At 74.2% G+C, this 25,947-nt stretch carries 19 protein-coding genes; 7 read left to right on the forward strand and 12 right to left on the reverse strand.

Annotated features, from left to right (window positions below; all coding sequences use genetic code 11):
- Nucleotides 1-21 precede the first annotated feature (21 nt).
- A complete protein-coding gene (gene galT / locus ACFWAR_RS07490; protein WP_385774080.1) occupies nt 22-1,071 on the forward strand; it encodes a galactose-1-phosphate uridylyltransferase in 1,050 nt (349 codons plus the stop codon).
- Entirely contained in the window at nt 1,068-2,291 is a 1,224-nt protein-coding gene (galK, locus tag ACFWAR_RS07495) for a galactokinase (protein WP_385774082.1), read from the forward strand. Before galT ends, galK begins: the two co-directional genes overlap by 4 nt.
- Here the strand turns inward: galK and ACFWAR_RS07500 are convergent.
- The 3 genes from ACFWAR_RS07500 to ACFWAR_RS07510 are packed head-to-tail and all read right to left on the reverse strand — an operon-like array spanning nt 2,272 to nt 6,721.
- Entirely contained in the window at nt 2,272-3,153 is an 882-nt protein-coding gene (locus ACFWAR_RS07500) for a DUF3626 domain-containing protein (RefSeq protein WP_385774084.1), read from the reverse strand. The genes galK and ACFWAR_RS07500 overlap by 20 nt on opposite strands.
- Before the next feature lie 23 nt (nt 3,154-3,176).
- On the reverse strand, nt 3,177-4,160 hold the full coding sequence (locus tag ACFWAR_RS07505) for an FAD binding domain-containing protein (protein ID WP_385774086.1): 984 nt from the start codon (nt 4,158-4,160) through the stop codon (nt 3,177-3,179).
- Entirely contained in the window at nt 4,157-6,721 is a 2,565-nt protein-coding gene (locus ACFWAR_RS07510; protein WP_385774088.1) for a molybdopterin-dependent oxidoreductase, read from the reverse strand. Before ACFWAR_RS07510 ends, ACFWAR_RS07505 begins: the two co-directional genes overlap by 4 nt.
- 303 nt (nt 6,722-7,024) lie before the next feature.
- On the opposite strand from ACFWAR_RS07510, the gene rph reads away from it, so the two are divergent.
- Nucleotides 7,025-9,706, forward strand: coding sequence for a rifamycin-inactivating phosphotransferase (rph, locus tag ACFWAR_RS07515; RefSeq protein ID WP_385774090.1), 2,682 nt, complete (start codon nt 7,025-7,027; stop codon nt 9,704-9,706).
- A 59-nt stretch (nt 9,707-9,765) separates the two neighbouring features.
- On the opposite strand, the gene ACFWAR_RS07520 is transcribed toward rph, so the two are convergent.
- Nucleotides 9,766-11,208, reverse strand: a complete 1,443-nt coding sequence (locus ACFWAR_RS07520) for an amidase (RefSeq protein WP_385774092.1) — start codon at nt 11,206-11,208, stop codon at nt 9,766-9,768.
- 143 nt (nt 11,209-11,351) lie between these two features.
- Between ACFWAR_RS07520 and ACFWAR_RS07525 the strand changes: the two genes are divergently transcribed.
- Entirely contained in the window at nt 11,352-11,969 is a 618-nt protein-coding gene (locus ACFWAR_RS07525; RefSeq protein WP_385774094.1) for a TetR/AcrR family transcriptional regulator, read from the forward strand.
- 112 nt (nt 11,970-12,081) lie between these two features.
- Here ACFWAR_RS07525 and ACFWAR_RS07530 read toward each other — a convergent pair whose 3' ends face one another.
- From ACFWAR_RS07530 to ACFWAR_RS07545, 4 genes are all read right to left on the reverse strand, one after another.
- Nucleotides 12,082-12,759, reverse strand: coding sequence for a response regulator (locus tag ACFWAR_RS07530; RefSeq protein WP_385774096.1), 678 nt, complete (start codon nt 12,757-12,759; stop codon nt 12,082-12,084).
- Nucleotides 12,756-13,949 carry a sensor histidine kinase gene (locus ACFWAR_RS07535; protein ID WP_385774098.1) on the reverse strand — a complete coding sequence of 398 codons (1,194 nt, stop codon included), beginning with the start codon at nt 13,947-13,949 and terminating at the stop codon, nt 12,756-12,758. Before ACFWAR_RS07535 ends, ACFWAR_RS07530 begins: the two co-directional genes overlap by 4 nt.
- Before the next feature lie 20 nt (nt 13,950-13,969).
- A complete protein-coding gene (locus ACFWAR_RS07540) occupies nt 13,970-14,491 on the reverse strand; it encodes a hypothetical protein (protein ID WP_385774100.1) in 522 nt (173 codons plus the stop codon).
- Nucleotides 14,492-14,619: 128 nt separating this feature from the next.
- Nucleotides 14,620-14,751, reverse strand: coding sequence for a hypothetical protein (locus tag ACFWAR_RS07545; protein WP_385774102.1), 132 nt, complete (start codon nt 14,749-14,751; stop codon nt 14,620-14,622).
- A gap of 367 nt (nt 14,752-15,118) precedes the next feature.
- On the opposite strand from ACFWAR_RS07545, the gene ACFWAR_RS07550 reads away from it, so the two are divergent.
- The 3 genes from ACFWAR_RS07550 to ACFWAR_RS07560 all read left to right on the forward strand — a co-directional run bounded on the left by ACFWAR_RS07550 (nt 15,119) and on the right by ACFWAR_RS07560 (nt 22,344).
- Complete coding sequence (locus ACFWAR_RS07550) at nt 15,119-17,080, forward strand: GTP-binding protein (RefSeq protein WP_385774104.1); 1,962 nt, start codon at nt 15,119-15,121, stop codon at nt 17,078-17,080.
- A 135-nt stretch (nt 17,081-17,215) separates the two neighbouring features.
- Nucleotides 17,216-18,088: a hypothetical protein gene (locus tag ACFWAR_RS07555; protein WP_385774106.1), complete on the forward strand. Its 873-nt coding sequence runs from the start codon at nt 17,216-17,218 to the stop codon at nt 18,086-18,088.
- On the forward strand, nt 18,085-22,344 hold the full coding sequence (locus ACFWAR_RS07560) for a caspase family protein (protein WP_385774108.1): 4,260 nt from the start codon (nt 18,085-18,087) through the stop codon (nt 22,342-22,344). The genes ACFWAR_RS07555 and ACFWAR_RS07560 overlap by 4 nt, the downstream gene beginning before the upstream one ends.
- Nucleotides 22,345-22,360: 16 nt before the next feature.
- Here ACFWAR_RS07560 and ACFWAR_RS07565 read toward each other — a convergent pair whose 3' ends face one another.
- The 4 genes from ACFWAR_RS07565 to ACFWAR_RS07580 all read right to left on the reverse strand — a co-directional run bounded on the left by ACFWAR_RS07565 (nt 22,361) and on the right by ACFWAR_RS07580 (nt 25,943).
- Nucleotides 22,361-22,693, reverse strand: coding sequence for an STAS domain-containing protein (locus ACFWAR_RS07565; protein WP_385774110.1), 333 nt, complete (start codon nt 22,691-22,693; stop codon nt 22,361-22,363).
- 63 nt (nt 22,694-22,756) lie between these two features.
- Complete coding sequence (locus ACFWAR_RS07570; protein WP_385774112.1) at nt 22,757-23,188, reverse strand: ATP-binding protein; 432 nt, start codon at nt 23,186-23,188, stop codon at nt 22,757-22,759.
- Nucleotides 23,189-23,361: 173 nt separating this feature from the next.
- On the reverse strand, nt 23,362-24,630 hold the full coding sequence (locus ACFWAR_RS07575; RefSeq protein ID WP_385774114.1) for a PP2C family protein-serine/threonine phosphatase: 1,269 nt from the start codon (nt 24,628-24,630) through the stop codon (nt 23,362-23,364).
- 98 nt (nt 24,631-24,728) lie between these two features.
- Complete coding sequence (locus ACFWAR_RS07580) at nt 24,729-25,943, reverse strand: ATP-binding protein (RefSeq protein ID WP_385774165.1); 1,215 nt, start codon at nt 25,941-25,943, stop codon at nt 24,729-24,731.
- Between the last annotated feature and the right edge of the window lie 4 nt (nt 25,944-25,947).

Below are 25,947 nucleotides of genomic sequence, written 5' to 3' on the forward strand. Positions count from 1 at the left end.
AGATCTGTTTAGTCTTGGCGGGTGAAGAAGACCCTCGCGAAACTCGCGGACGGCCGCGAACTGATCTACTTCGACACCGACGAAGGCGCCGTGCGCGATGCGCCCGACCTGCGCCCCCTGGACCGGGTGAGCAGCCGACCGCAGGTGCGGCGGGACGCGGCGACCGGTGACTGGATCACCATCGCCTCCCACCGGCAGGACCGCACCTACCACCCGCCCGCGGGCGAATGCCCCCTGTGCCCCTCCCGGGACGGCCGGCTCACCGAGATCCCCGCCGCCGACTACGAGGTGGCCGTCTTCGAGAACCGTTTCCCCTCCCTGGCGGGCGAGGTCGGACGCTGCGAGGTCGTGTGCTTCACCCCGGAGCACGGGGCCGGTTTCGCCGACCTCACCCCGCGCGCCGCCCGCCTGGTCCTGGACGCGTGGACCGACCGGACCGCCGGGCTCGCGGCCCTCCCGGGCGTCGAGCAGGTGTACTGCTTCGAGAACCGGGGGGTCGAGATCGGGGTGACGCTCGCCCACCCGCACGGCCAGATCTACGCCTTCCCCTTCGTCACCCCGCGCACCGCCAAGATGACGGCCGCCGCGGCCGCGCACCGCGCGCGCACCGGACGCAACCTCTTCGAGGACCTGTTGGCGGACGCCCGCGCGGCCACCGACCGGGTGGTGACGGCCGGGGAGCACTGGACCGCCTTCGTCCCCTACGCCGCCCGCTGGCCGTACGAGGTCCACCTCTACCCGCACCGCCGCGTCCCCGACCTGACCCGCCTGAGCGAGGCCGAACGGGCCGAGTTCCCGGAGTTGTACCTGGACCTGCTGCGCCGCTTCGACCGGCTGTTCCCCGTGCCGGGGCGGCCCGAGGGGCCGGGCCCCACCCCGTACATCTCGGCCTGGCACCAGGCCCCCCGCACCCACGGGGAGGAACTGGCCCTGCACCTCGAGCTGTTCACGGTGCGGCGCACGCCCGACAAGCTCAAGTTCCTCGCCGGGACGGAGTCCGGGACGGAAGCCTTCATCAACGACGTGGCCCCCGAGACGGCCGCACGACGACTGCGGGAGGCCCTGGCATGAAGCCGAGCGCACAGCGGGGCGACGACCGCCACCCGGACGACCTCCACGCGGACGACCACCGCGCCGACGGTGTCGCGGACGCCTTCGCGCGCCTCTTCGGCGGCCCCCCGGACGGGATCTGGGCGGCGCCGGGGCGGGTGAACCTCATCGGTGAACACACCGACTACAACGACGGGTTCGCCCTGCCCATGGCGCTCCCGCAGAACACCCAGCTCGCCGCCCGCGCCCGCACGGACGGGCGGCTGCGGCTGCACAGCGCGCAGGGCGACGGCCGGATCACCGAGGTGTCCGTGGCCGCCCTGACCCCCGGCGCGGTGACGGGCTGGGCCGCCTACCCGGCAGGCGTGGTCTGGGCCCTCGCCGAGGCGGGCCACCGGGTCGGGGGAGCGGACCTCCACTTCGACAGCACGGTGCCCACCGGCGCGGGCCTGTCCTCCTCGGCCGCCCTGGAGTGCGCGGTCGCCGTCGCCTGCGACGCGCTGTACGGACTGGGCCTGAGCGGGCCGGAGGCGGCCCGGATCGCGCAGCGGGCGGAGAACGCCTTCGCCGGCGTGCCCTGCGGGATCATGGACCAGATGGCCTCGACGTGCTGCACCGCCGAGGCGGCCCTCCACCTCGACGCCCGCACCCCGCAGGACCACCGGCAGGTGCCCCTCGACCTCCGGAGCCGGGGGCTGTGCCTGCTGGTGATCGACACCCGCGTCTCCCACGACCTCGGCGACGGCGCGTACGCCGCCCTGCGCGCCGGCTGCGAACGCGCGGCCGCACTGCTTGGGCTGCCCGCCCTGCGCGACCTGGACCCCGCGGAGCTGCCGCGGGCCCTGGCGGCCCTACCGGCGGAACTCGCCCCCTTGGTGCGCCACGTGGTGACCGAGAACGCCCGGGTCGAGGAGGCCGTCTCCCGGCTCCGGGAGGGCGATGTGGCGGCCCTCGGCCCGATCCTCACCGCGGGCCACGCCTCCCTGCGCGACGACTACCGGGTCTCGTGCGCGGAGACCGACCTGGCCGTGAGCGCGGCGCTGGCCGCCGGTGCGCTCGGCGCCCGGATGACGGGCGGGGGCTTCGGCGGCTCCGTCATCGCGCTGGTGGAGGAGGCGCGGCAGGACGCGGTGGCCCGCCGCGTCACGACCGCCTTCGCCGCGGCCGGGCACCGCCCCCCGCGGCTCTTCCCCGCCACTCCGTCCCCCGGCGCCCGCCGTCTCACACCGAAGTCCGCCTGAGGGCCCGGTCGGACGCCCCGTCGCCGCCGGGGGCGCCGAAGCGGGCCAGGTAGTGCCAGACCTTCTTGAGCGACTGGGGGTCGTGGCGGCCCGCGCGGACCGCTTCTCCGATGCTGCGGGGGTCGAGGACGCCGTCGACCGCGAGGCCCGCGGCGAGGTCGACGTACTCCTGCCCGCGGTAGTCGGGGTGGCGGCGCAGCTCCTCGACGGAGAGCCGGAAGCCGGGGTGCCACTCCACCGGGCAGCCCAGGCGCCCCGCCGCGGCCTCGACGGCCGTGCCGCGGTAGCAGGGGTCCAGGACCAGTGCCTCCGCGTGGTGGCGCGGCAGGACGGGTCCGTGCACCTGCGCCTCGACGTAGTCGTCGAGCGCGTCCTGACGATCGGCGAGGGCGAGTTCGACGAGCCCCATGCGGGCCGCGACACCGAAGTCCGAGGGCTCCAGGAAGCTGTCCGGGTAGCAGAAGGTGGTCCGCTCCAGCGCTTCGGAGGCCAACCGGAAGTGGGCCGAGCCGAACCGGGGCGCCCCGCCGACGGGCTTGCGACGGAAGTTCAACGCGCCGTAGACGGGCCGCTCGTCGGCGCCCGCGTCGTCGTACGCGCCGCCGAAGATCCGGCTCTCCCAATGCCACCGGTCACCGCCCGGATGCGCGGTCAGCCCGCCGTTGCTGGTCCCCGTGACGAACTGCGAGCGGTAGCCGCCGTCCCCGGCCATGGCGTCCAGGATCGGCTCGCCGCGCAGCAGCCGGTCCGGGTGGAAGTTGAGGGTCACCCGCAGCGTCGGGTCCATTGCCGGGCCCGACGCCAGGTCCGAGACGTGGCGAAGGGCGCGTTCGCGCGCGGTCGGGGAGGGTGCGGAGCTCATCCGCACAGTGTCACCCACCGTGATCAATCGGCGCACGCGGTTTCTCCCGCGACGGCCCCTCCCGCGGCTCGTTCCAGGGTCTCCAGCACGGTGTCGCGGAAGAGCCCCACCTTGTATCCCGTCCGCGGCAGCGGGCGGCAGCGACCCAGCACCGCCGAGGCCGCCGAGGCGAGGACCGCGGCAGTGGCCTCCCGGCCGATCAGGGACGCCTCCACCTCCGGCAGCCGCAGCGGTACGCGCGCCACCCCGCCCGCGGCGACGGCCGCGTGCGTCACCGTGGAGCCGTCGAAGGCGAGCCGGACCGAGGCCTCGACCAGGGGCCATTCGGCGTACGCGCGACTCGTGGACCGGTGGTAGGCGGCGCGTTCGCCGGGCAGCGGGGCGGGCAGCCGGACCGCGGTCAGGATGCGCTGCGGCGCCAACAGGTGGTCGCCGCGGTGCAGGGCGTCGCCGTCGCCGTACAAGTCGGCCACGGCGCGCGGGGACTCGCCGTGGACCTCGGCGTCGGCGTCGTAGGTGAGCAGGGCCATCGCCAGGGTGGACGGATGCGGGGCGACGCACGGACCGTCACCGCTGACCACGCCGAAGTGGTGGTCGCCCGCCCGCGCGGGACAGTCGGTCCCGCCCTTCTGCAGGCAGCTGACGTGCGGATTGCGGAAGTACCAACACCGGTTGCGCTGCAACAGGTTGCCGCCCAGGGTGCCGGCGGCGCGGATCTGCGGGGTCGCCGCCGCCCCCGCCGCCAGGGCGATGCCGGGCCAGCCGTCCCGCAGCCGCGGATCGGCGGCCAGCGCCGCCAGGGTGGTCAGGGCGCCGATCCGCAGTCCACCGCCGGGCAGCGGGGTGCACCCGCGCAGGTGCTCGGCGCCGGCGAGGTCGGTGAAGGGCCCGGACGCGACCCCGCTGCGCTGCCGGGCGGTGGTGTCGGTGCCACCCGCGCGGAGCTCGCCGCCACGGGCCAGGACGGCGGCGGAGAGGTCGGCCAGGGCGGGCTCGGTGCTGCTCATGTGCCCAGTCCTTCCAGGAGCCGGTCGGGGCGGATGGGCATGTCGTACGGGCGCCAACCGGTCGCGTCGTGGACCGCGTTGGCCAGGCACGCCGCCGTCGGCAAGGTGGCGATCTCGCCGAGACCGACGCCCCCGCCCGGCACGTGCTCGAAGCCCTCCTGATGGAAGTGGACGGTGATCTCGGGGGTGTCGCCGATCCCGGGGACGCGGTAGTCCTCCAGGTTCTCGGTCAGCACCCGGCCGGTCACCGGATCGGTCCGCCGCTCCTCGTAGAAGGCGTAACCGATCCCCTGGATGACCGCGCCCTCGCACTGGCTGCGGGCGAGTCGCTCCTCGTGGATGCGGCCGGCGGCGATGCCGCTCCACACGCGCAGCGGACGGATCATCCCGAGCCGCGTGTCCACCTCGACCTCGGACACCTGCACCGATCCGGTGAAGCCGCGCCCGATCGCCACGCCGCCCAGGGGGAAGGGGGTCACGAAGCCCCGGCGGTCCCGGGGGCGCCGCCCGACCACCCGCAGGCCGTGCGCCGTGTCGAGCCGCGCGCCGACGTCACCGCCGCCGAGCGCGTCGCGCAGCCGGGCCGCGGCGTCCGCGGCGGCGGGCACCAGGGACGGCGTGGTGCGGCTGCCGCCCGAGGTCGGCCCGTGGACGGTGTCGCTGTGGCCGATCTCGGCGCGCACCCGGGCCTCCGGCACACCGAGGCCCGCGGCGACGGCCCGGAGCAGGACGCTCCGCGAGCCCGTACCCATGTCCTGTACGGCGCAGCGGGCCACCACCGTGCCGTCCTCGACGGTGAGTTCGACCTCGGTGACGGGATCGAGGAAGTACAGCCAGTTGGCCGCCGCGACGCCGACGCCGCGGCGGAACCGCCCGCTGCCGCCCCGGGGACCCGACCAGACGGGAAGGGAGGCCGCCCAGTCGTACAGGGCGTGCCGCTTGGGGTTGCCGTCCCAACGCCGCCGCAGGGCGATCGGATCCTGGCCGAGCCGGTGGGCCATCTCGTCGACGGCCTGCTCCAGGGCCCAGCACATCGTGGGTCCGCCCGGCCCGCGGAACGGGGCGCCCGGCGCCCGGTGGGTGACCGTGTCGAAGTCGCGCAACCGGCGCGGTGCCTTCCCGTACACGAACCGGGCCAGCGCCGCGACGGTCCCGCCCACCGCGACCCCGCCGTCGTTGTCCGCGTCCATGACCAGCGCGCTCAGCCGACCGTCGGCGTCCGCGGCCATCGCCAGCCGGATCCGGGTGCCGGGCCGGTACCCGCCGTCCACGAGCTCCTCGTCCCGGTCCAGGACCACCCGCACCGGAGCCCCGTGCAGCCGCGCCAGCTCCACAGCGGCGACCACGTCGGAGGTCAGCCCCATCTTGCAACCGAAGCCGCCGCCGACGTGGACGGCCCGCGCCACCACCCGGTCGACGGGCACGCCGAAGCGCTCGGCGGCGAGCTCGGCCACGCGTTTGACCGACTGCGTGGACACCTCCAGGTGGAGGGCGCCATCGATCCACCGGGCCAGGGCGGCGTGCGGTTCGAGCGGGGTGTGCGTCTGCGCGGAGGTGGTGAACACCGCCTCCACCAGCCGCTCGGGGCTGCGGTCCCGGGCGGCGAGGACGCGGCGCACGGCCGTGGCGGGGCGGCTGTTCATGGCGGAGGGGCCGCGCAGGTTGCCGCGCCAGCGCGCGGGCACCAGTTGGGGCGTTTCGCCGGAGCCCGGCGCCCGCTTGCGCGCCGCCTTGTCCGCGTAGACCAACGGGCCCTCCCCGGCCCGCACCTCGCGCACGTCCAGGGCGGCGGGCAGCACCTCGTAGTCCACGCGCACCCGCGCCGCCGCCGCCCGCGCGGCGGCCCGGTCCGGCCCCGCGACCGCGGCCACCGGCTGTCCCACGTAGCGCACCACGCCGTCGGGCGGCAGCAGCGAGACGAGGGGGTCCTCGCCGGCCTCCAGGGAGCGCACGTGGGCGTGCGCGTGCGGCGAGCGGATGATCACGCCCTCCAGCAGCCCTTCGGGGCGGTGGTCCGTGGTGTATTTGGCGGAGCCGTCGATCTTCTCCGGGGCCTCGGTGCGCGCGACGGCCGGTGCTTGCCCCTCGGCCGGCGCCGCGTCGTGGTCACCCGCGCAGGCCGCGGCCACCGCCGCGAAGATCCCCTCGTAGGCGCCGCACCGGCACAGGTGGCCCGACAGGGCCTGCGCGATCTCCTCCCGCGCCGGACGACCGCGGCCGTGCGCGGCCCGCCACCGGTCGCAGAAGGCCGCGGCCTCGACCACGAACCCCGGGGTGCAGTAGCCGCACTGGAGCGCGTCCGCCGCGGCGAAGGCACGCGTCACCGGATGGCCGGAGAGGCCCTCCACCGTCGTCACCCGGCGGCCGGAGAGCAGGACCGCCGGTGTCAGGCAGGACACCCGGGGCTCACCGTCGACCTGGATCGTGCAGGCGCCGCACACCCCGCCCGCGCAGACCAGCTTCGTACCGGTCAGGCCCAGCCGGTCGCGCACCACGTCCACGGCCGCCGGGTCGTCTTCCACGTCCACCGCGTGCCGGGCGCCATTGACCTCGAACTCCAAGGGAACCCACTCCTCGGCCGGGGGGCGGCGGTCGGCTCCCGCGCTCGTGTACCCGTTCCTTGATATCCCGCAATCGGGAACGGCGCAGGTCGGCGCGGACCGCGTGGGGGGAGGAGGGAGGCGGCGCGAAGCGCTCGTCGGCTCCGGCCGACGGGAAAAGAAAAAGGGCAAGGAGACCTCTCCTCGCCACTATCAAGATATAGCGCACAGGGGGGCTTGCGGCAAGGCCCCCGGCACGGCGCAAAATCATCGATCTGGTCCACAACCTGGGCGAACGAGGGGCATGAAGGCATGGAGAGCGCGATGACCGAGCGGTACGTGTGCGGACTCGGGGAGGTGGACGAGACGCGGCTCGCGGTCGTCGGCGGGAAGGGCGCGCACCTGGGCGCCCTGGCGCGGATCGAAGGCGTCGTGGTGCCGGACGGCTTCTGCGTGACCACGCACGCCTTCCAACGGGTCGTGGCGTCGCAGCCGTCGCTCCAGGAGCAGCTGGACCGGCTGGCGCGCCTGGACCCGGCCGACCAGGAGGCGGCCCGCGCGCTCGGCGCGCGGATCCGCCGGACCGTCGAGGAGACTCCCGTCCCGGCCGACGTCGCGGCGGCGATCACCCGCTCGCTCGGGCGGTACGGAGAGCGGGCCGCCTACGCCGTCCGCTCCAGCGCGACCGCCGAGGACCTGCCGACGGCCTCCTTCGCGGGCCAGCAGGACAGCTACCTGAACGTCGTGGGACCCGAGGAGGTCCTGCGTCACGTCAGCCGGTGCTGGGCCTCGCTGTACACCGACCGGGCCGTGGCCTACCGCCGACGGGCCGGCATCGACCACCGCACGGTCCGGATGGCCGTGGTCGTGCAGCGGATGGTCCTCCCGGACGCGGCCGGCATCCTCTTCACGGCCGACCCGGTCACGGGCGACCGGAAGGTCGCCACCGTGGACGCGGGCTTCGGCCTCGGCGAGGCACTGGTCTCCGGTCTGGTGAACCCCGACGTCTACAAGGTGCGGGGCGATGAGATCGTCGCCAAGGCGGTCGCCGTCAAGGAGCGGGCCGTGCGGGCCCTCACCGGTGGCGGTACGCGGGACGTGGCGGTCGAGCCGCGGCGGGCGAAGGAGCCGGCGCTCACCGACGCCCAGGTCGTGCGGCTGGTACGACTCGGACGGCGGATCGAAGCGCGTTTCGGCGCTCCGCAGGACATCGAGTGGTGCCTGGCGGGCGACGGCTTCCAGATCGTCCAGAGCCGCCCGATCACGACGCTGTTCCCCGTACCGGTCCCCCCGCCCGCGTCCGTCCCCGCTCCCGCCGCCGGGGCCGGTGGGCAGGGCCCCGAGGAGAACCGCGTCTACGTCTCCGTCGGGCACGGCCAGATGATGACCGACCCGATGAGGCCGCTGGGGTACTCGATGTGGCAGCTGACGGCCATGGTGGGGATGCACCAGGCCGGTGGGCGGCTCTTCGTCGACGTGACCCGGCGCCTCGCCTCTCCCGCGAGCCGCGAGGGACTCCTGGACGCCCTGGGCAAGGGCGATCCACTGATGCGGGACGCCCTGGAGACCGTACTGGGCCGCGAGGGCTTCGTCCCGTCGCTGCCGGACGCGGTGCCCGCAGGGCCGCCGGTCGGTGGCCCGCCCACCCCGATCGAGACCGATCCGGCCGTGGTCGCGCGGCTGATCGAGCGCAGCCGGGAGTCCGTCGCCGCGCTGGCCCGCGACATCCGGACCAAGAGCGGACCGGAGCTGTTCGACTTCCTGCTGGAGGCGTTCGAGGAGCACAAGCGCGTCCTGGCCGACCCGCTGAGCATCCAGGCGATCATGGCCGGGATGGAGGCCACGTGGTGGCTGACGGACACGCTCCAGGAGTGGCTCGGCGAGAAGAACGCGGCCGACACGCTCACGCTCTCCGCGCCCGGCAACGTCACCTCGGAGATGGGCCTGGAGCTGCTCGACCTCGCGGACGTGATCCGCCCGCACCCCGAGGTGGTGGCGTTCCTCCAGGGCGTCGGGGGCAAGGCACTCGCGGACGGGCCGGACGGGCCCGACGGGTTGGTCGCGCTGGACGCGCTCCCGGGCGGGACCGAAGCGCGCGCCGCCCTGGAGGCCTACCTCGACCGGTACGGCATGCGCTGCGTCGGCGAGATCGACATCACCCGCCCGCGCTGGAGCGAGCGCCCCGGCACGCTCGTTCCCGTGATCCTCGACAACATCAGGAACTTCGCGCCGGGCGCCGCCGAACGGCGCTTCGAGGAAGGCCGGCGCAAGGCGCGGGAGAAGGAACGGGACGTGCTCACCCGGCTGCTGGCCCTGCCCGACGGCGAGGCCAAGGCCGCCGAGGTCAAGCGGGCCATCGACCGGCTCCGGACCTTCATCGGCTACCGGGAGTACCCGAAGTACGGCATCATCAGCCGCTATTTCCTGTACAAGCAGGCCCTGTTGGCGGAGGCCGACCGCCTCGTGCGGTCCGGCGTGCTCGCCGAGCGGGAGGACGTCTTCTACCTCACCTTCCAGGAGTTCCACGAGGTCGCGCGCACGCACCGGGTGCCGGAGGGGCTCGTCCGGCAGCGCGCGGAAGCCTTCCGCGCGCACCACGCGCTCACCCCGCCCCGCGTCCTGACCTCGGACGGCGAGGCCCTCAGCGGGGCGTACCGGCGCGACGACGCACCGGCCGGCTCCCTGATCGGACTCGCGGTCTCCGCGGGGACCGTCGAAGGCCGGGCCCGCGTCATCCTGGACATGGCGGACGCCGATCTCGAAGCCGGCGACATCCTGGTCACGCCCTTCACGGACCCCAGCTGGTCCCCGCTGTTCGTCGGGATCGCGGGGCTGGTGACGGAAGTGGGAGGGCTGATGACCCACGGCGCGGTCATCGCCCGGGAGTACGGACTGCCGGCCGTGGTCGGCGTGGAAGGGGCGACCCGGCGGATCCGGGACGGCCAGCGGATCCGCGTGCACGGAACCGACGGTTACGTGAAGGTCCTTCCTGAGCCCGCCGCTTGAGGGACGGTGGGCCGGACGCCGCGGGGGACGGACCCGAGCCGACCGCCCCCCGCACCGCGCTAAGGGCGCCCGGCCCACACGGCGGGGGTCCGCCGCGCCCAGGGAGCGGCCCGTTCCAACTGCCCGGCGAGCCGGAAGAGCAGGTCCTCGCGTCCGTACGCGGCGGCGAACTGGACGCCCACGGGCAGTCCGGTGGCCGGGTCGCTCTCCAGCGGGACGGACATCGCGGGGGTGCCCGCGACGTTGAACGCGGCCGTGAAGGGGGAGCGGTCGAAGAGCCGCTCGACCCAGCCGAGGCCGTCCGCTCCCTCGGCGCCCCGGGCGTACGTGCCCAGGGGGACGGGCAGTTCGGGCAGGGTCGGGGTGAGCAGCAGGTCGTGGTCGGCGAAGTACCGGCCGATCGCGCGCGCGACGCGGCCCCGCAGCGCGAGCGCGTCGACGAACTCGGGTCCGCTGACCCGCCGTCCGTAGGCGTAACTGGCCAGCATCTCGGGCTCGACGGTGGTGGGATCGACCGGTCGCCCGCAGGCGGCGGCGCCGGCGTCGATCCACGGCACCAGATTGGTGCTCCACAGGCGGGCGTTGGCCAGGACGAACTCCTCCCAGCCGACGCCGAGGTCGACCCGGACCTCCTCCACCCGGTGTCCCAGGGACTCGGCGAGGCGTGCGGAGCGCAGCGTGGCCTCGACGACGGCGGCGTGGGCCGGCCGATCGTTCCAGGGGCGGGTGAGGAGGCCGATCCGCAGGCTGCCGGGGGAGCGGTCGACCTCGTGCGCGTACGGCCGCTCCGGCCGCCGCGCCGCGTAGGGGTCGCCGGCCTCGGGGCCGTGGACGAGGTCGAGGAGCGCGGCGCTGTCGCGCACCGACCGGCTGAGGGCGCCGTGGACGGCGAGCCCGTTGAACACCTCGTCCGCGTCGGGGCCCATGGATATCCGGCCGCGGGTCGGCTTCAGACCGAAGAGGCCGTTCGCGGAGGCGGGGACCCGGATGGAGCCGGCCGCGTCGGTGGCGTGCGCGATCGGGACGATGCCCGCGGCCACGGCGGCTCCCGCGCCGCCGCTGGAGCCGCCGGGGCTGCGGGTCGGGTCCCAGGGGTTGCGGGTGGCGCCGTACAGGACGCCTTCCGTGGTGGTGCTGTAGGCGAATTCGGGGGTGGCCGTGCGCCCGAGCGTGACCAGCCCGGCGCGACGCAGGCGCGTCATGAGCGAGGAGTCGGCGTCGGCGACGGTGCCCGCGGTGAGCCGGCTGCCCATTTCCACCCGCTTGCCGGACATCGTGATGGCGATGTCCTTGATCAGGAAGGGCACCCCGGCCAGCGCGGTGCTGCCCGGAGTCGGTGCGTCCTCGCCGGGCCAGGTCTCGACGACGGCGTTGATCCGCGGATTCACCAGGTCCGACGCCTGCTGGGCGGTCGTGGCGAGTTCCGCGGCCGTCACGTCGCCGCGGGCCACCAGGTCGGCGAGGCCGACGCCGTCGTGGGTCACGTACTCGGAGAGCTTCATGTTCGTCCGTCCAGGGGTGTCGTTCAGGGCACGACGGGACCGCTCGGTATCTGATGATACCGAGCGGTATCGTGCGGGACTGATCGGTACCGTAGCATCGTGATCAGGCGGTGCGATCACCCACCGGACCGAAGGAGGGCCGCATGTCGAGCACGGACAGGGTCGGCAGGCAGAGCAGGGTGGCCAAGCTGCCGCCCCGGGAGCGGATCCTGGACGCGGCGGAGGAACTCTTCTCGCGCGAGGGGATCAAAGCGGTGGGCGTCCAGGCGATCGCCGACCGGGCCGAGACCACCAAGATGGCGCTCTACCGCCACTTTGCGACCAAGGACGCACTGGTGGAGGAATGGCTGCGCATTGTCGCGGCCGACTACGCCGCGGTGTTCGACCGTGTGGAACACGCGCACCCCGACGACCCCCGGGCGCAGATCCTGGGGGTGGCCCGGTTCATCGCCGACGGACTTCCCGAGATCTCCCACCGGGGGTGCCCGTTCATCAACTCCGTGGCCGAACTGCCCGACCGCACGCACCCGGCGCGCCGGCTGATCGAAGCCCACAAGGCCGCCCAACTGCGTCGGCTCACCGCCCTGTGCGACCGCGCCGGACTGGCCGATCCGGACGGCGCCGCCGCGGAGATCACCTTCACCCTCGAAGGGGCGCAGGTGAGCGCCCAGAACGCGAGCATCGTGGACGCGGGAGAGCTGCTCGTGCGGATCGTCGAGGCCACCGTGGACCGCCACGCTCGGCCCGGCGCCGGTCGCTGAGGAACCGCGCGGCGCGGTCGGGTCCGGGGGCGCGGTCGGGTCCGCGGGGCGGCCGTCGACCCCGACCCCGGCGTCAGGACCGCACGTGGGCCGGGGCGGCCGTACCCGCCGCTCAGGCCAGACCGGCCTCGATGGCGCGGCGGACGGCGGCCGCGCGGTCGGGGATGTCCGCCTTGGCGAACAGGTTGTTGATGTGGGTCTTGACGGTCGCCTCGCTGATGAAGAGCTTCTCGGCGATGCCGCGGTTGGGCAGGCCCCGACCGATCAGGGTGAGGACCTCGCGTTCGCGGGGCGTGAGGTCGGCGGGCAGGGCGGTCCGCGTCGCGGGCGACGCCGTCGACGCCGTGGTCCGTACGGACGCGAGCAGCCGGTCCTGCACCTCGCGGTCGAGGACGGACTGGCCGGCGGCGGCGGCCCGGATGGCCCGGGTGATGTCCTGGCGCCCGGCGTTCTTGGTCAGGTACCCGCGGGCTCCCGCGCCCAGGGCGCCCAGGATCGACTCGTCGTCGGCGAAGGTGGTGAGCACCACCACCGCCACCCCCGGGTGCTGCTCGACCAGCCGGCGGGTCGTCTCGATCCCGTCCATGACGGGCATCCGCAGGTCCATCAGGACCACGTCCACCGGACCGGCGGCGACCGCCGCCAGCACCTCGGTCCCGTCCGCGGCGGCCGCGACGACCTCGATGTCCTCGGACAGTCCGAGCACCGCGGCGAGCGGCTCCCGGACGGCGGCCTGGTCGTCGGCGACGACCACCCGCAACTTCTGCTGCTGCTCGCTCACTTCGCTCATCCCGGGATCACTGCCTCCACGTGCCAGCCGCCCCGGTCCGGCCCTTCCGTGACCGGGCCCGCGGTGACGGTTCCTGCCAGCAGCGCGACGCGTTCGCGCATGCCGATCAACCCCATCCCGCTGCCGGGACCCGAGGTCACCTCGCGGGTGCCGGGGCCGTTGCGGATTTTCAGTGTCGTCGATCCGGCGGCGAACGTCAGCTCCACCCCGACGCTTCCCCCGGGCGCGTGCCGGGCGGAGTTGGTCAGCGCCTCCTGGGCGATCCGCAGCAGGTTCTGGGTCACCCGGGTCGGGAGTTCACGGACCGTACCGGTGACGGTGAGGGCGTCGCGGTGGCCCGAGGACTCGACCATGGCGGTCAGGCTCTCCACCAGCGGCAGCGCGTCCTCGCGCAGCGCGTGCACGGTCCACTGGGCCTGCCGCAGGCTCTCCTTGACGAGGGCGTGGGCCTTGGCGTTGGCCTCCCGGACCTTCTCCATGTCACCGGTCTCGATCAGCGCGTCGGTCAGCTCCAGCTGCATGTTGATCCCGGCCAGCGAGTGCGCCAGTACGTCGTGCACGTCCCGGGCGATCCGGCCGCGCTCGGCCAGGACGGCCGTGCGCGCCTCGGCGCGGGCCGCGCGCTCGGCCGACTCGGAGGCCGCGATCACCGCCCGCACCGCCTGGCGCTGGCTGCGGTTGAGGATGCCGACCAGGACCGGAGTGCCCGTGGAGAGGCCGAGGGTCCACGGGACCTGCTGGTGTCCCGGCCCGAGGTGGAAGTACAGGACGCCCGCGCAGAGCGCGCTGCACAGTGCCGCGAGGGCCAGCGCCCACTTCGTCTCCAGCCGGTAGCCGATGTGACCGGACAGGAAGAAGGCGAACAGGTAGCCCGTCCCGCTGCTGCTCACCGCGATCAGACCGGCCGCGGCGAGGACTCCGCCGCCCAGCCAGAGGGGGGCGAACCGCTGGGTCGTCTCGTTCTCCGGCAGGCCCCGGGCCAGCAGCGCGGCCGTGCAGAGGGCGAAGAGCACGGCGACGGCCAGGCCCCGGCCGGTGAAGCCCATGGGCCGGACCGTCACGAGGCCGACGACGATCACCGTCAGGGTCAGGGCCCACCGGACGCGGGGGTCCTGGCCGGGCACCGGATGCGGGACCGCCTCCGGGGGCGGTGTGCTTCCCGGAGGCGGAGCGCTGTGGGTCGTGGGCATGTGCTGAACGTACTGCACGGTCAGGCGGTGCGGTCGAGGACGGCCACGGGGCGGGTCACGGCGACGCTCCGGCTCCGGATGTAGATCGTCGCCAGCCGCGTGACCACCTCGGTGAGGGCCATCAGGACGAACGCCGCCACCCAGGCCTTGTCGCTGGTGATCTGGTGGGTGACGCTGAACCGCCCGACGCTGGCGGCGCCGCCGTGCTGGACCCAGAGCTGGAAGCCCATCCGGGCACCCATGCCCACGACCCACAGGACCGCGGACACCGCACCGGCCTTGATCAGGACGTGCCCGTCGAGGGACCGGATCCGGGTGTAGACGCCACCCGCGATGCCGAGCGCGGCGCCGACGGCGACCAGGAGTCCGATGAGCACCAGGTCGTTGCCCTCGGTGGGAATGGTGTCGAGGTAGGAGTTGGCGACGAAGGCCACGATCCCCAGCGGGATCAGGAAGGACTTGAGGTCGAGCCGGCCTTCCCGGAGCTGGCGGAAGACGATCAGCAGGAGGGCGATGTCGGTGATCCACTCGGTCGTTGTCATGCCTCAAGACTGCTGCGGATCGGCCGGCGGCACCTGGACCCAGGGGTGGAATCGGGGGTGGAAGAGGGGGTGGAGAACGGGGGTGGAGAGCGGCGTTGGAGGGGAGGGGTGGAGGCGGGGTCTCCCGCTCACCGGCGCTCCCGACCGCGGCGCCGCGACCGGGCGCGGGACCACTTGCGCAGGCCCTCCAGGAGCGGGCGCAGGGCCACGACGACCTCGTGGACCTGCTTGATCAACCCCTGGAGCACGAAGAGCAGCACCGACAGGACGCCGCCCCACGCGAGAATGAGCCCGAGCCGGGTTCCTGGTGCGTGGATCGGCGTGAAGGCAACGGCCGACCACGGGACCGGCGGCAGAACGCCGATGACCGATCCCCACCGGGGAACTCCGGGCGCCCGGGCGTGACCCCGAGCACGTCAACACCGTGCGACCGCGAGGACTTTGATCGCAAGCGCTCCGTGCGACGGTCGTACGTCCCCCCGCCCGGCGGCGAAATGCGGTGGCCGCGGGTGCGCCCGGTGTGCGAGCGTCGGGGGAACCCGACGTCACAGAGGAGCCGATCGATGCGCCGTCCGTCCATGTCCCCCGCGAAAGGAACGATCATCCACCTGAAGGACATGACGCTCTGTGCACACCACCTCGCGCACGCTCAACCTGGGCATCCTGGCCCACGTCGACGCCGGTAAGACCAGCCTGACCGAACGGCTGCTGTACGCGGCCGGGGTCATCGGCGAGATCGGCAGCGTCGATGCCGGCAGCACCCTGACCGACAGCCTGGAGATGGAACGCCGCCGTGGCATCACCATCAAGTCGGCGGTGGTCAATTTCCCGCTCGGAAGCGGTGGTTCGGCGCTCTCCGTGAACCTGATCGACACCCCGGGCCATCCCGACTTCATCGCCGAGGTGGAGCGGGTCCTCGGCGTGCTCGACGGCGCCGTCCTCGTGGTCTCCGCGGTGGAGGGCGTGCAGCCGCAGACCCGCGTCCTGATGCGGACGCTGAAGCGGCTCGCCATCCCGACCCTGGTGTTCATCAACAAGGTGGACCGGCGCGGCGCCGACGACGCCCGCGTCCTGCGGGAGGTCCGGCGCGCCCTGGACGTGCCCGTCGTCCCGATGGGGCGCGTCGTGGCCGACCTCGGCGCGGCCTCGGCCGAGGTCGCCGCCTTCGCCCGGGACGACGCCGACTTCGGGGAGGGCCTCCTGGACGTGCTCACCACCCACGACGACGACCTGCTCGGCGCCTACCTGGCCGACCGGCGGTCCGTCCCCCACGAGCGGCTCCGCTCCGCGCTCGTCGCGCAGACCCGCAGCGGGCGCGTGCACCCGGTGTACGTCGGCTCGGCGATCACCGGCGCCGGGATCGCGGACCTCGTCGAGGGCATCGAGCACCTCCTCCCCGCCGAACGCGGCGATGACCGGGCGCCGTTGTCGGCGCGGGTGTTCAAGGTGGAGCGGGGCGGGGGCGGCGAGCGGATCGCCTACGCCCGGCTCTTCGCCGGGCGACTCGCGGTCCGCGACCGGGTCCCGGTCGCGGGCACGGGCGCCCGGCCCAAGGTCACCGACCTCGCCGTCTTCGACCGGGGCGCCGCGGTGCGCGCTCCGGTGGCCCGAGCCGGCCAGATCGCGGTGCTGCACGGCCTGTCGGCGGTCCGGATCGGGGACGTGCTCGGTCAGGAGCCCGAGGGCCGCCCCTACGGGCGGGTCTTCGCCGCGCCCTCCCTGGAGAGCGTCGTCGTGCCGATGGACCCCGGCGACCGGGGCGCCCTGCACCACGCCCTCACCCAACTCGCCGCACAGGACCCGCTGATCGGCCTGCGGCAGGACCCGGACGGCCCCGAGCTGTCGGTGTCGCTCTACGGCGAGGTGCAGAAGGAGGTCCTCGCGGCCGCCCTGGCGCAGGAGTACGGGATCACGGTCTCCTTCCGGGGGACGACCCCGATCCGCGTCGAGCGCGTCACCGGCACGGGGTCCGCGCTCGAGGTCATCGACCAGGACGGGAACCGGCTCCTGGCGACGGTGGGGCTGCGCGTGGAGCCGGGCCGGGTCGGCGCCGGCGTCGCCTTCCGCAGGGAGGTCGAGCTCGGCTCCCTGCCGCCGGGCTACATGCGCGCCGTCGAGGAGTCGGTCCGCGCGACCCTGCGCCGGGGGCCGTCCGGCCGGCAGGTGCCCGATTGCACCGTGACCATGACGCACTCGGGATTCTGCAGCGTCCGCAGCACGGCGGGGGATTTCCGGGCGCTGACGCGGCTGGTCCTCATGTCCGCTCTGCGCCGGGCCGGTACGGCCGTGCACGAGCCGGTGCACCGGTTCCGACTGGACTACCCGCAGGACGCCCACGCACCGGTGGCGCTCGCGCTGGCCCGGCACCGCGCCCAGCCGGAACCCCCGGTGGCGCGGGGGGACGCGTACGTCGTCGAGGGCTTCCTGCCCGCGGACCGCGTGCACGGCCTGGGGCGGGAACTGCCCGCGCTCACCAGCGGCGAGGGCGTGCTGGAGACGGCCTTCAGCCACTACCGCGCCGCCCCCGCGCAGCGCGCCCGGGCGCGCGCGGACCGCGGGGCCCGCGCCGCCGGGAGCGACCCGAGCTGAGCGGGGCCATCCGCCCGGAGGTCCGGCGAACGCCTGCGGAGGGCCGGGGACGACTGGTAATAGTGCCTCTGGACAGGTGCCTTCGCGTCGTTTCCAGGGTCACTTTTCAGGGTCGTGTTTCAGGGGGTGGGTCGAATGGCCCGAGTGGTGTGCGTGCACGGGATCGGTCAACAGGTCCAGGGGGAGGGGACGTTGCTCTCGGCCTGGTGGCCGGCGCTCGGCGACGGCCTGCGCCGGGCCGACGCGGCCGGATCGCTGGACGCGTCGGAGGTGGCGATGGCCTTCTACGGCGACCTGTTCCGGCCGTCCGGCCAGATGCTCTCCGTCGACGACCTGCCGTACACCGCCGAGGACGTCGACGACCCCTTCGAGCAGGAGCTGTTGGGCGAGTGGTGGCGTGCGGCGGCGCAGAGCGACCCCGCGGTCGTGCCGCCGGACGCGCAGGACACCCTCGTCGCCACGCCCGGCTCCGTACAGGCCGCGCTGCGCGCGCTGTCCGGGTCGCGGTTCTTCGCGGACGTCGCACTGCGGCACATGGTCGCCGACCTCAAGCAGGTACGCGCCTACCTCACCGATCCGGCCGTACGGGGCGCCGTCCGTGAGCGCGTGATCGGCGCGATCGGAGCGGACACCCGGGTCGTGGTCGCCCACTCGCTGGGCTCGGTCGTCGCCTACGAGGCCCTGTGCGCCCTGCCCGGCCACGGCGTACGGGCCCTGGTCACCATCGGTTCGCCCCTCGGCATCAGGAACCTGGTCTTCGACCGGCTCGACCCCGCACCGACCGGCCCGCGCCCGCGGGCCCGCGGAGCCTGGCCCGGCGGCAAGGCCCTGACCTGGACGAACCTCGCCGGACACGGTGACGTCGTCGCGCTGGTGAAGGACCTGCGGCCGGGCTTCGGCGACGAACTGCGCTCCGCGCTCCTCGACACCGGGGCGCACGCCCACGACGCCACCGCCTACCTCACCGATGCCCTGTGCGGGAAGGCCGTCGCCGAGGCCCTCGCGTGAGCGGCGCGGCTGCCCCCGACGGGCAGGGACGCCGCTTCCTGATCGCCGCCGTCGTGGCCGACTATCCCAAGAACCCCGTCTGGAACCGGCCCGGCCTCGTCGAGGCCCGGGCCGGGATCGTGGAACTGTTCACCGGGACCCTCGGCTACCACCACCACGACGTGCTTCCGCTGAACCCCACGAAACAGCAGCTCACCGACGCCCTCAACGACTTCTGTTGCGCGGATGACCGCCGCGCGGACGACCTCCTCGCCGTCTACCTGTCCCTCCACGGGGACGTCCTCGACGTGGGCGGCGAGCACGTCCTGCTGACCACTGACACCGACCCGCACCGCAAGCCCTACACCTCGCTGCGCACCACGGACCTCGCCCGCGCGATGCTCCAGGAGACCCGGGTGCGCCGCGTCATGCTGATGCTGGACGCCTGCTACAGCGCCAAGGGCGGCAACCAGCTCGTCGCCGCCGCGCTCGGCCGCGTCGAGTCGGGCTGGAGCCGCACCCCGGGTTCCGGGCTCGTGGTGGTGTCCTCCGCGCAGCCGCACCAGCAGGCCGTGGCCGCCCTGTTCCCGACGCTGCTGCGGGACGCGGTCATGGACCTGTCCGTCGCCGGCCACGCTCCCGCGACCCTTTCCGTGAACGCCGTCGTCCAGCACATCAACGACTCGAAGAAGCTGCCCGGGTACCAGCAGATCCGAGCCACCCTGGCGGACCTCGGCGGCGAGCCCCCGGCCTTCTTCCCCAACCCGCGCCACGACGTCCGCCTCAACGACGTCGACCTCGCCCTCCAGCAGGCCGCCTCCTTCGACGAGCAGGACCGGCTGCGGGAGACCGAACTCACGGCCCGCCTCCTGGTCCGCGCCATGGGGCACCACTCCGGCGCCCGCCACCAGGACGCCAACCCGCAGTGGTGGTTCAGCGGCCGGCACGCCGCGCTGGCCGCCATCGGCACCTGGCTGAAGCAGCCACCGGGTCCCGCCGCCTCGGCCGCCCGCGTGGTGACCGCGGGACCCGGCTCGGGCAAGACCGCCGTGCTCGGCGTGGTGGCGGCCCTGTCCCACCCCGAACACCGCAGGACGGTCCCCACCAGCGCCCTGCAGATCCCCGCCGACCTCATCGGCCCGGGCGCCCTCGACACCGCGATCTACGCCCAACGCCTCACCGACACCGACGTCCTGCACGCCCTGGGCGCGGCGGCTCGCGTCCACGCCGACACCGTCGGAGGGCTGCTCGACGCCCTGGAGGGGCGCCCGCGCCCGCTGACCGTCCTGATCGACGCCCTCGACGAGGCCGCGACACCCGACACCCTGTGCAGCAGCGTCCTGCGTCCGCTGATCGCGCACTCCCGGGGCCGGATCCGGCTGCTGCTCGGCACCCGCCCCTACCTCCTGGACCGGCTGGGCATCCCCGCCGAGGACACGGTCGACCTTGATGCCCCCCGGTACGCCGACCGCGAGGCCGTCACCGCCTACGCCGCCCGGATCCTGCTCGGCTCGCACCAGAGCTCCCCGTACCGCGAGCGGCCCGACCGCGTCCTGCCCGTCGCGGCGGCCGTGGCCACCGCCGCGGACCGCTCGTTCCTCGTCGCCCGCCTCGCCGCCTTCACCCTCGCCGCGGCCCCCACGATCCCGTCCGACACGGGCGGGCGATGGCGCGACGGGCTGCCCCGGCACGCGACCGAGGCCATGCGCCAGGACCTGGAGCGGCGGCTCGGGCCCGACGCCCGGCGCGCCACCGACCTGCTGCGCCCGCTGGCGTGGGCACAGGGCCAGGGCCTGCCCTGGGAGGACGTATGGGCCTCCCTCGCCAGTGAGATCGCCGGGCGCCCGTACACCGACCAGGACCTCCTGTGGCTGCGCCGCGCGGCCGGGTCGTACGTGGTGGAGGCCGTGGAGAACGGTCGCTCCGCCTACCGCCTCTACCACGAGGCCATGGCCGAACACCTGCGCCACGACACGGAAGCGACCCGCATCCACGCGGCCTACACCCGCGTCCTGAGCGACCGCGTCCCCCACCGGGCCGACGCGACCCGCGACTGGGGCCGCGCCCACCCCTACGCGCTCCACCACCTCGCCCACCACGCGGCGCAAGCGGACCTCCTCGACGCCCTGGTCGAGGACCCGGAGTACCTCGTCCACGTCGCGCCCCGGGGCCTCACCCCGCACCTGCGCCGCGTCGGGAAGGACGTCCCCCGCCTCAACGCGGCCGTCTACCGCGCCCACCTGCACCTCCACCTCCCGCTGGAACCCGTGGAACGGCGGCAGGTCCTCGCCCTCGACGCCGCCCGCGCCGGTGCCCGCTCCCTCCACCGACGACTCGTCAAACAGCTCCCCGGCGGCACGTGGGCGCCCTCCTGGGCCAGCGGAAGCCGCTTCAGCACCGCGCAGCAGGACGCCCTGATCGGGCACGGCGTGGCCCTGGCGGTGGCCTGCACGGTGGTGGACGGGCGGGCGGTGGCCGTCAGCACCGGGCAGGAGGGGACCGTGCGGCTGTGGGACCTGAGCACCGGAGCCCCCGTCGGGGAACCCCTCACCGGCCATGCCGGCGGGGTCGCCGCGGTGGCGTGCACGGTGGTGGACGACCGGCCCGTGGCCGTCACCAGCGGCTGGGACGCGACGGTGCGGGTGTGGGACCTGCGCACCGGCGCCCCCGTGGGCGAGGCGTTCACCGGCCACGACAGCCAGGTGCACGCCCTGGCGTGCACCACGGTGGACGACCGGCCGGTCGCCGTCAGCGGAAGCTGGGACGGCACGGTACGGGTGTGGGACCTGCGCACCGGCCGACCGGTCGGCAAGCCCCTCACCGGCCACGCCTCGGCGGTGAACGCGGTGGCCTGCGCCACGGTGGACGGCCGGCCGATCGCGGTCACCGGCGGCCAGGACGGGACCCTGCGACGGTGGGACCTGCGCACCGGCCGGTCCATCGGTGAGCGGGTCGCCGGCCAGAACAGCCAGGTGCACGCGGTGGCGTGCACGGTCGTGGACGGGTGGCCGATCGCCGTCACCGGGAGTTGGGACGGCATGGTGCGGGTGTGGGACCTGCGCACCGGTCGGCCCTCCAGCAGCCCGCTCACCGGTCACACCAACGTGGTGCACGCGGTGGCGTGCGCGGAGGTGGACGGCCGGGCGGTGGCCGTCACCGGCGGCTGGGACGGGACGGTGCGGGTGTGGGACCTGCGCACCGGTCGGCCCGCCGGCGATCCGCTCACCGGCCACACCAACGCGGTGTACGGGGTGGCGTGCGCGGAGGTGGAGCGCCAACCCGTGGTGGTCACCGGGGGCCAGGACGGGACGGTGCGGGTCTGGACCCCCCGGAACGCGCCGTCCCGCGTCCAGAGCCTCCCCGTCCACCCCGGCGGGGTGTCCCACGTGGAGTGCGTGGTGGTGAACGGGCGGTCGACCGTCGTCACCGGCGGCGTGGACGGCTCGGTGCGGCTGTGGGACGCGGACACCGGGCAGCCGATCGGCGCCCCCCTCCTCGGTCATGTCGGCGAGGTGTACGCGGTGGCGTGCGTGGCGGTGGACGGCCGGGCGACGGCCGTCACGTGCGGGCAGCAGGGCAGCGTACGGGTGTGGGACCTGGGCGCCGACGCACCGCGCGGTCGGTCCCTGGTCGGTCATGTCGGCGAGGTGTACGCGGTGGCGTGCACGGTCGTGGACGGCCGGCCGGTGGCGGTCACGAGCGGACTGGACGGGACGGTGCGCGCGTGGGACCTGGACCGGGGGGTCCCCCTGGGGGAACCCCTGAGGGGCCATGTCGGCGGGGTGGCCGCCGTGGCGTGCGTCGCCGTCGGCAGCAGGCTGATCGCGGTCACCAGCGGGTGGGACGAGACGGTCCGGGTGTGGGACCTGTTGGGCGGCGCGCACGGCGGCGGACTCCTGCCCGGACAGCACAGCATGGTGTACGCGGTGGCGTGTGCGGTGGTGGACGGCCGGCCGATGGCGATCGCCACGGCGCAGGACGGTGCGGTGCGGCTGTGGGACCTGGACGCCCGGGAGCTCGTCGGCGATTCCGTCAACGCCCATGCCGGTGGGGCGTCCGCGGCGGTGTGCGGGACGCTGGACGGCCGGACCGTGGCCGTCACCGGAGGGCGGGACGGGCTGGTGCGGGTGTGGGACCTGCACCTCGGGGAGTCGGCGGCGGCCATCTTCCTCGACACCGTGGACGATCTGCGACTGACCGACTCCGGTGACATCGTCGTGGTCAGCGGCCGGGACATCGCGTTCTACCGCCGTATCGAGCCCGACCGACCGGCGTAGCCCGACCGTTCGGAGGTCAGAGGGCGCGCGCATGCTCCAGGCTGGCCGTGATGGTGAACACCTGGTCCGCCGCGGTGAGCTCGAAGAGCCGGGCGAGACGCTGGGGCAGGGGCCCGGCCAGGACGAGGGGGCGGCCGGTGTGCCTGAGGCGGAGCATCTCGTTGAGCATCGAGGAGTCGGCGAAGGTGATCTGGCTGATGTCCAGGACGATCATGCGCGGCGCCGGGTCGGCGGTGGCCTGCGCGACGGCCCGGCGGAAGGGCTCCAGGGTGTCCTGGTCGAATTCTCCGATGCAGGTGATCACGCGGACGTCATCGACATCGGGCAACACCGTCACGTGCTGTTCCATGAGGTCCTCTGCATCTCGCTTTCGGGGAGGCACGGTTCTCGCAGGTCGCGGACGCGCGCCGGGTCACTTTGCGCATCCACCGGGTGGGTCATCGGCCAGGGCGATGGTCACGGTGATGCGTTTTCCCTGCCCCTCGTGATGGACCTGGAAGCCCTGAGCGGCTCCCATGACGATTTCCAGGCCGTGGCGGCCGACCCGGTACGGGTCGGGAGGCGGGATCGTCGGAGTGGTGGGGCTGGTGTCCCATACGCTCACCGTGACCGATCCGCCGTGGACGGCCAACGTCAGCCGGTGGGGTCCGGGGGCGTACTTCCGCGCATTGGTGACCAGCTCGCTGACCACGAGTTCGACGGTGTCCGCGGAACGGGCGGATACGGCCAGGCCGTGAACGTCGCGCAGATCGTCGAGGAAGGAACGGGCGGCGTGCCGGGCGTCGGCGATCGTCCCGGAGCCGTCGAAGACGGCGGACAGAGGCGGCGAGGGCTGGGTCGACATCTACCGATCGCCCTCCATGGCTCGTGCTGCTGGCTCGACCTGCCTGCCGAACTCCCGCACCACGCATGCGTTCCCGCTCGATGCTACCGGGTGTACGGCTGAGGGGTCGGGGAGCGTCCAGGGCATGAGCCGCAGGCCCGGTCGGTGGGGGGTGTGCTCGGCGAGCGGCGGGCTCATGGGGGCGAGTCCGGCTGCTCGAAGTGCCGCAGACCGGCGGCGAAGACGATGATGTCGTCGTCGGGTTCCACGGCGAAGACGTCCACCAGCCTCGTGCACAGGGCCTCGGGCTCGCGGGGGCCGGCAGCGGCCGTGGCGCTGAGCAGGTGGAGACGTTCGTACAGGTCGCTGTCCCGGGTCTCGATCAGTCCGTCGGTGACCATCAGGAGCATGCTGTCCGATTCGATCGTGTGACTGACCGCGGGCGGGTGCGGCACCCCCAGGCCCAGCAGGGGGCCGTGTTCGCTCAGGTAGCGCGGGGCGGCGCCGGGCGGCATGAGCAGTGGCGGCAGATGGCCGGCGTTGGCGACGTGCAGCCGGGTGTTGCCCGGTTCGACGAGCACGATGCAGACGCTGGTGGTCCACCCGGGCTGGTGCAGGCCCAGCAGGTGGTCGAGGTGCTGGAGCAGGATGTGCGGCGGGTGGCCCTGGGCGGCGTAGGCGCGCAGGGCGTGGCGCAGCTGGCCCATGACCACGGCCGCCTGGAGGGAGTGCCCGACGACGTCGCCGACGGCCAGGAGCAGGCCGCCGGGGGTTTCGATGGCTTCGTAGAAGTCGCCGCCGATCTCGGCCGTCGTGGCGGCCGGGAGGTAGCGCACGGCGAGATCGACGCCGGGGGAGCGGGGGAGGGTCGCCGGGAGGAAGGTGCGCTGAAGCGTCAGGGCGAGCTCGTGCTCCTGCCCGAAGCGCTCCACGACGTCCCTGTGCTCGACGGTCAGCTCCGCGTAGAGGGCCATGACGCCGGCGTTGGTTTCGGTCAGTTCCTCATTGAGCCGCTCCAACTCGTCGCGTTGGGCGTGGGCTTCCTCCAGCGCGGCCATCAGATCCCGTGTCTGAGACCTCAGGTCGTCGATCGCGCTGGCGGGGCCGTCCGTTTCCAGGAGGGCCAGGACCTCGGCGACGTCCAGGCCGCGGGCGGCGAGTTCGGGGACCGGGCAGGTGATGTCGATCATGCCCCCGCACGGCCGGCGGACGGCCCGGTCGGCGGTTGCGGCGTCGGGTACGTGGCGGGTCTGGGGGAGCAGCCGCGTGACGGCCGACAGCGACTCCCGGCTGGGGACACGGTCGTCGTGCCACCGCAAGGTGGCTCTGAGCGCGGCCGGCTCCCGCAGCACCTCGAAGGCGGCGGTCATCGGGGCCGACCGCAGGAGGTCGCGCCCCAGCTCGCTCAGCGCCGTGGCCAGACGGACCTGGTCGCGGTTGTCGAGGCCCACGGCTTCGGCCACGGATTTGGCTCGACGCCGAAGGGCGAAGACGTCCCGTTCGCTGGCGACCGACGTGACGGACGCGGGCGTGTGGACGCGCGTGCGGGGAGAGGGCGTGGTCACCATGCTCCCTTGAACGCCACCACACTGGCGTCGTCGCGCCGGGTACCGGCAAGGCGCAGCAGCCCGGCGGCGATCACCGCGGGCGGGTGGTGGAGGAGGGTGGCGAGGTCGCCGGCCTTCCAGCGCTCGCTGAGCCCGTCGGAGTGCATCACCAGGGCCCCGTGAGCGGGTAGCCGGGCTTCGTAGGTGCGCAGTTGGCGCATCTGGTGGCCGACGATCCCGGGATGGGAGAGCAGGTTGGCGCGGGAGCCGGTGGTGAGCACGCAGGCGCTGATGTTCCCGATGCCGCAGAACAGCACCCGGCCATCGGTCTCCAGGCGGGCGATCGCGACCGCGGCGCCACGGGTTCCGCGCAAGGCGCGGTGTACTTCCTCCATCGCCTGTTCCGGCGTACGTGCGGTGCCGGAGCGGAAGGCGTGTACGGCCGACTGGGATGCGATCGCGGCCATCGGGCCGTGCCCGAGCCCGTCGCAGGACATCACGAGTACGCCGTCGCCCGCTCCCGGGGCAGCCCCGCGAAGGAGCCTGGACCGCCCGCCCGGATCCGGCTCTGGAGACCGCCTCGGCGGCGGTGCGGCGCGGTGGTCCCCTTCCCCTGACGTCCCTGCCCGGGGGTGCTTCGACCAGGCGGGCACGATGCGGGTTCCGGCGGCGGGGGCGCCGCCTTCGCCCGGAGCCGACGTGGTCCGCCCGCCGGTGTCGACGCGCGCGGCCCAGGCGTCGCCGCAGACGTCCTCGCCGCCCATGGGACGGGTGACCCCGCTCACGACGGCCTCGGCCGCCAGCGAGGGATCCAGGGGGTGCGGCCAGAAGCGGGCGAGCTGCACGGTCCCGACCCCGGGCAGCGAATGGACGTCGAACGCGTCGGCGAGACGCTGCACGGCGCCCAGGCCGATGCCCAGGGTTCCGACGCTCGACACGCCGTCCCGAAGGGCCGCCGGGACGTCCACCATGCCGGGCCCGCTGTCCAGGACGAGGACCTCGACCCCGGCCGTGGTCCGGTTGCGCAGCACGCGCAGCAGCATGGAACTGTCGGCGGCGTGTTTGGCCACGTTGGTCGACAGCTCGGCCACGGCCAGGACCAGTTGGGCGGTGCGGTGTTCTCCCAGGCCGATGCGCCGTCCCAGCGCGGCGGCCGCGCCCCGAGCGGCTTCGGGTTGATCGCGGAACCAGGCGGAGTCCTCGCAGTCGAGCAGCGGCGGTCCCACCATGGCG

Source organism: Streptomyces sp. NPDC059917, from assembly GCF_042730635.1.
GTDB lineage: Bacteria > Actinomycetota > Actinomycetes > Streptomycetales > Streptomycetaceae > Streptomyces.

What these genes read in the sequence shown, in the direction of transcription:
- ACFWAR_RS07555 (WP_385774106.1), top strand. Translation starts at nt 17,216, where the DNA reads ATGGCCCGAGTGGTGTGCGTGCACGGGATCGGTCAACAGGTCCAGGGG.
- rph (WP_385774090.1), top strand. Translation starts at nt 7,025, where the DNA reads ATGACCGAGCGGTACGTGTGCGGACTCGGGGAGGTGGACGAGACGCGG.
- ACFWAR_RS07505 (WP_385774086.1), bottom strand. Translation starts at nt 4,160, where the DNA reads ATGAGCAGCACCGAGCCCGCCCTGGCCGACCTCTCCGCCGCCGTCCTG.
- ACFWAR_RS07570 (WP_385774112.1), bottom strand. Translation starts at nt 23,188, where the DNA reads ATGTCGACCCAGCCCTCGCCGCCTCTGTCCGCCGTCTTCGACGGCTCC.
- ACFWAR_RS07530 (WP_385774096.1), bottom strand. Translation starts at nt 12,759, where the DNA reads ATGAGCGAAGTGAGCGAGCAGCAGCAGAAGTTGCGGGTGGTCGTCGCC.
- galK (WP_385774082.1), top strand. Translation starts at nt 1,068, where the DNA reads ATGAAGCCGAGCGCACAGCGGGGCGACGACCGCCACCCGGACGACCTC.
- ACFWAR_RS07500 (WP_385774084.1), bottom strand. Translation starts at nt 3,153, where the DNA reads ATGAGCTCCGCACCCTCCCCGACCGCGCGCGAACGCGCCCTTCGCCAC.
- ACFWAR_RS07525 (WP_385774094.1), top strand. Translation starts at nt 11,352, where the DNA reads ATGTCGAGCACGGACAGGGTCGGCAGGCAGAGCAGGGTGGCCAAGCTG.
- ACFWAR_RS07565 (WP_385774110.1), bottom strand. Translation starts at nt 22,693, where the DNA reads ATGGAACAGCACGTGACGGTGTTGCCCGATGTCGATGACGTCCGCGTG.
- ACFWAR_RS07580 (WP_385774165.1), bottom strand. Translation starts at nt 25,943, where the DNA reads ATGGTGGGACCGCCGCTGCTCGACTGCGAGGACTCCGCCTGGTTCCGC.
- ACFWAR_RS07535 (WP_385774098.1), bottom strand. Translation starts at nt 13,949, where the DNA reads ATGCCCACGACCCACAGCGCTCCGCCTCCGGGAAGCACACCGCCCCCG.
- ACFWAR_RS07540 (WP_385774100.1), bottom strand. Translation starts at nt 14,491, where the DNA reads ATGACAACGACCGAGTGGATCACCGACATCGCCCTCCTGCTGATCGTC.
- ACFWAR_RS07520 (WP_385774092.1), bottom strand. Translation starts at nt 11,208, where the DNA reads ATGAAGCTCTCCGAGTACGTGACCCACGACGGCGTCGGCCTCGCCGAC.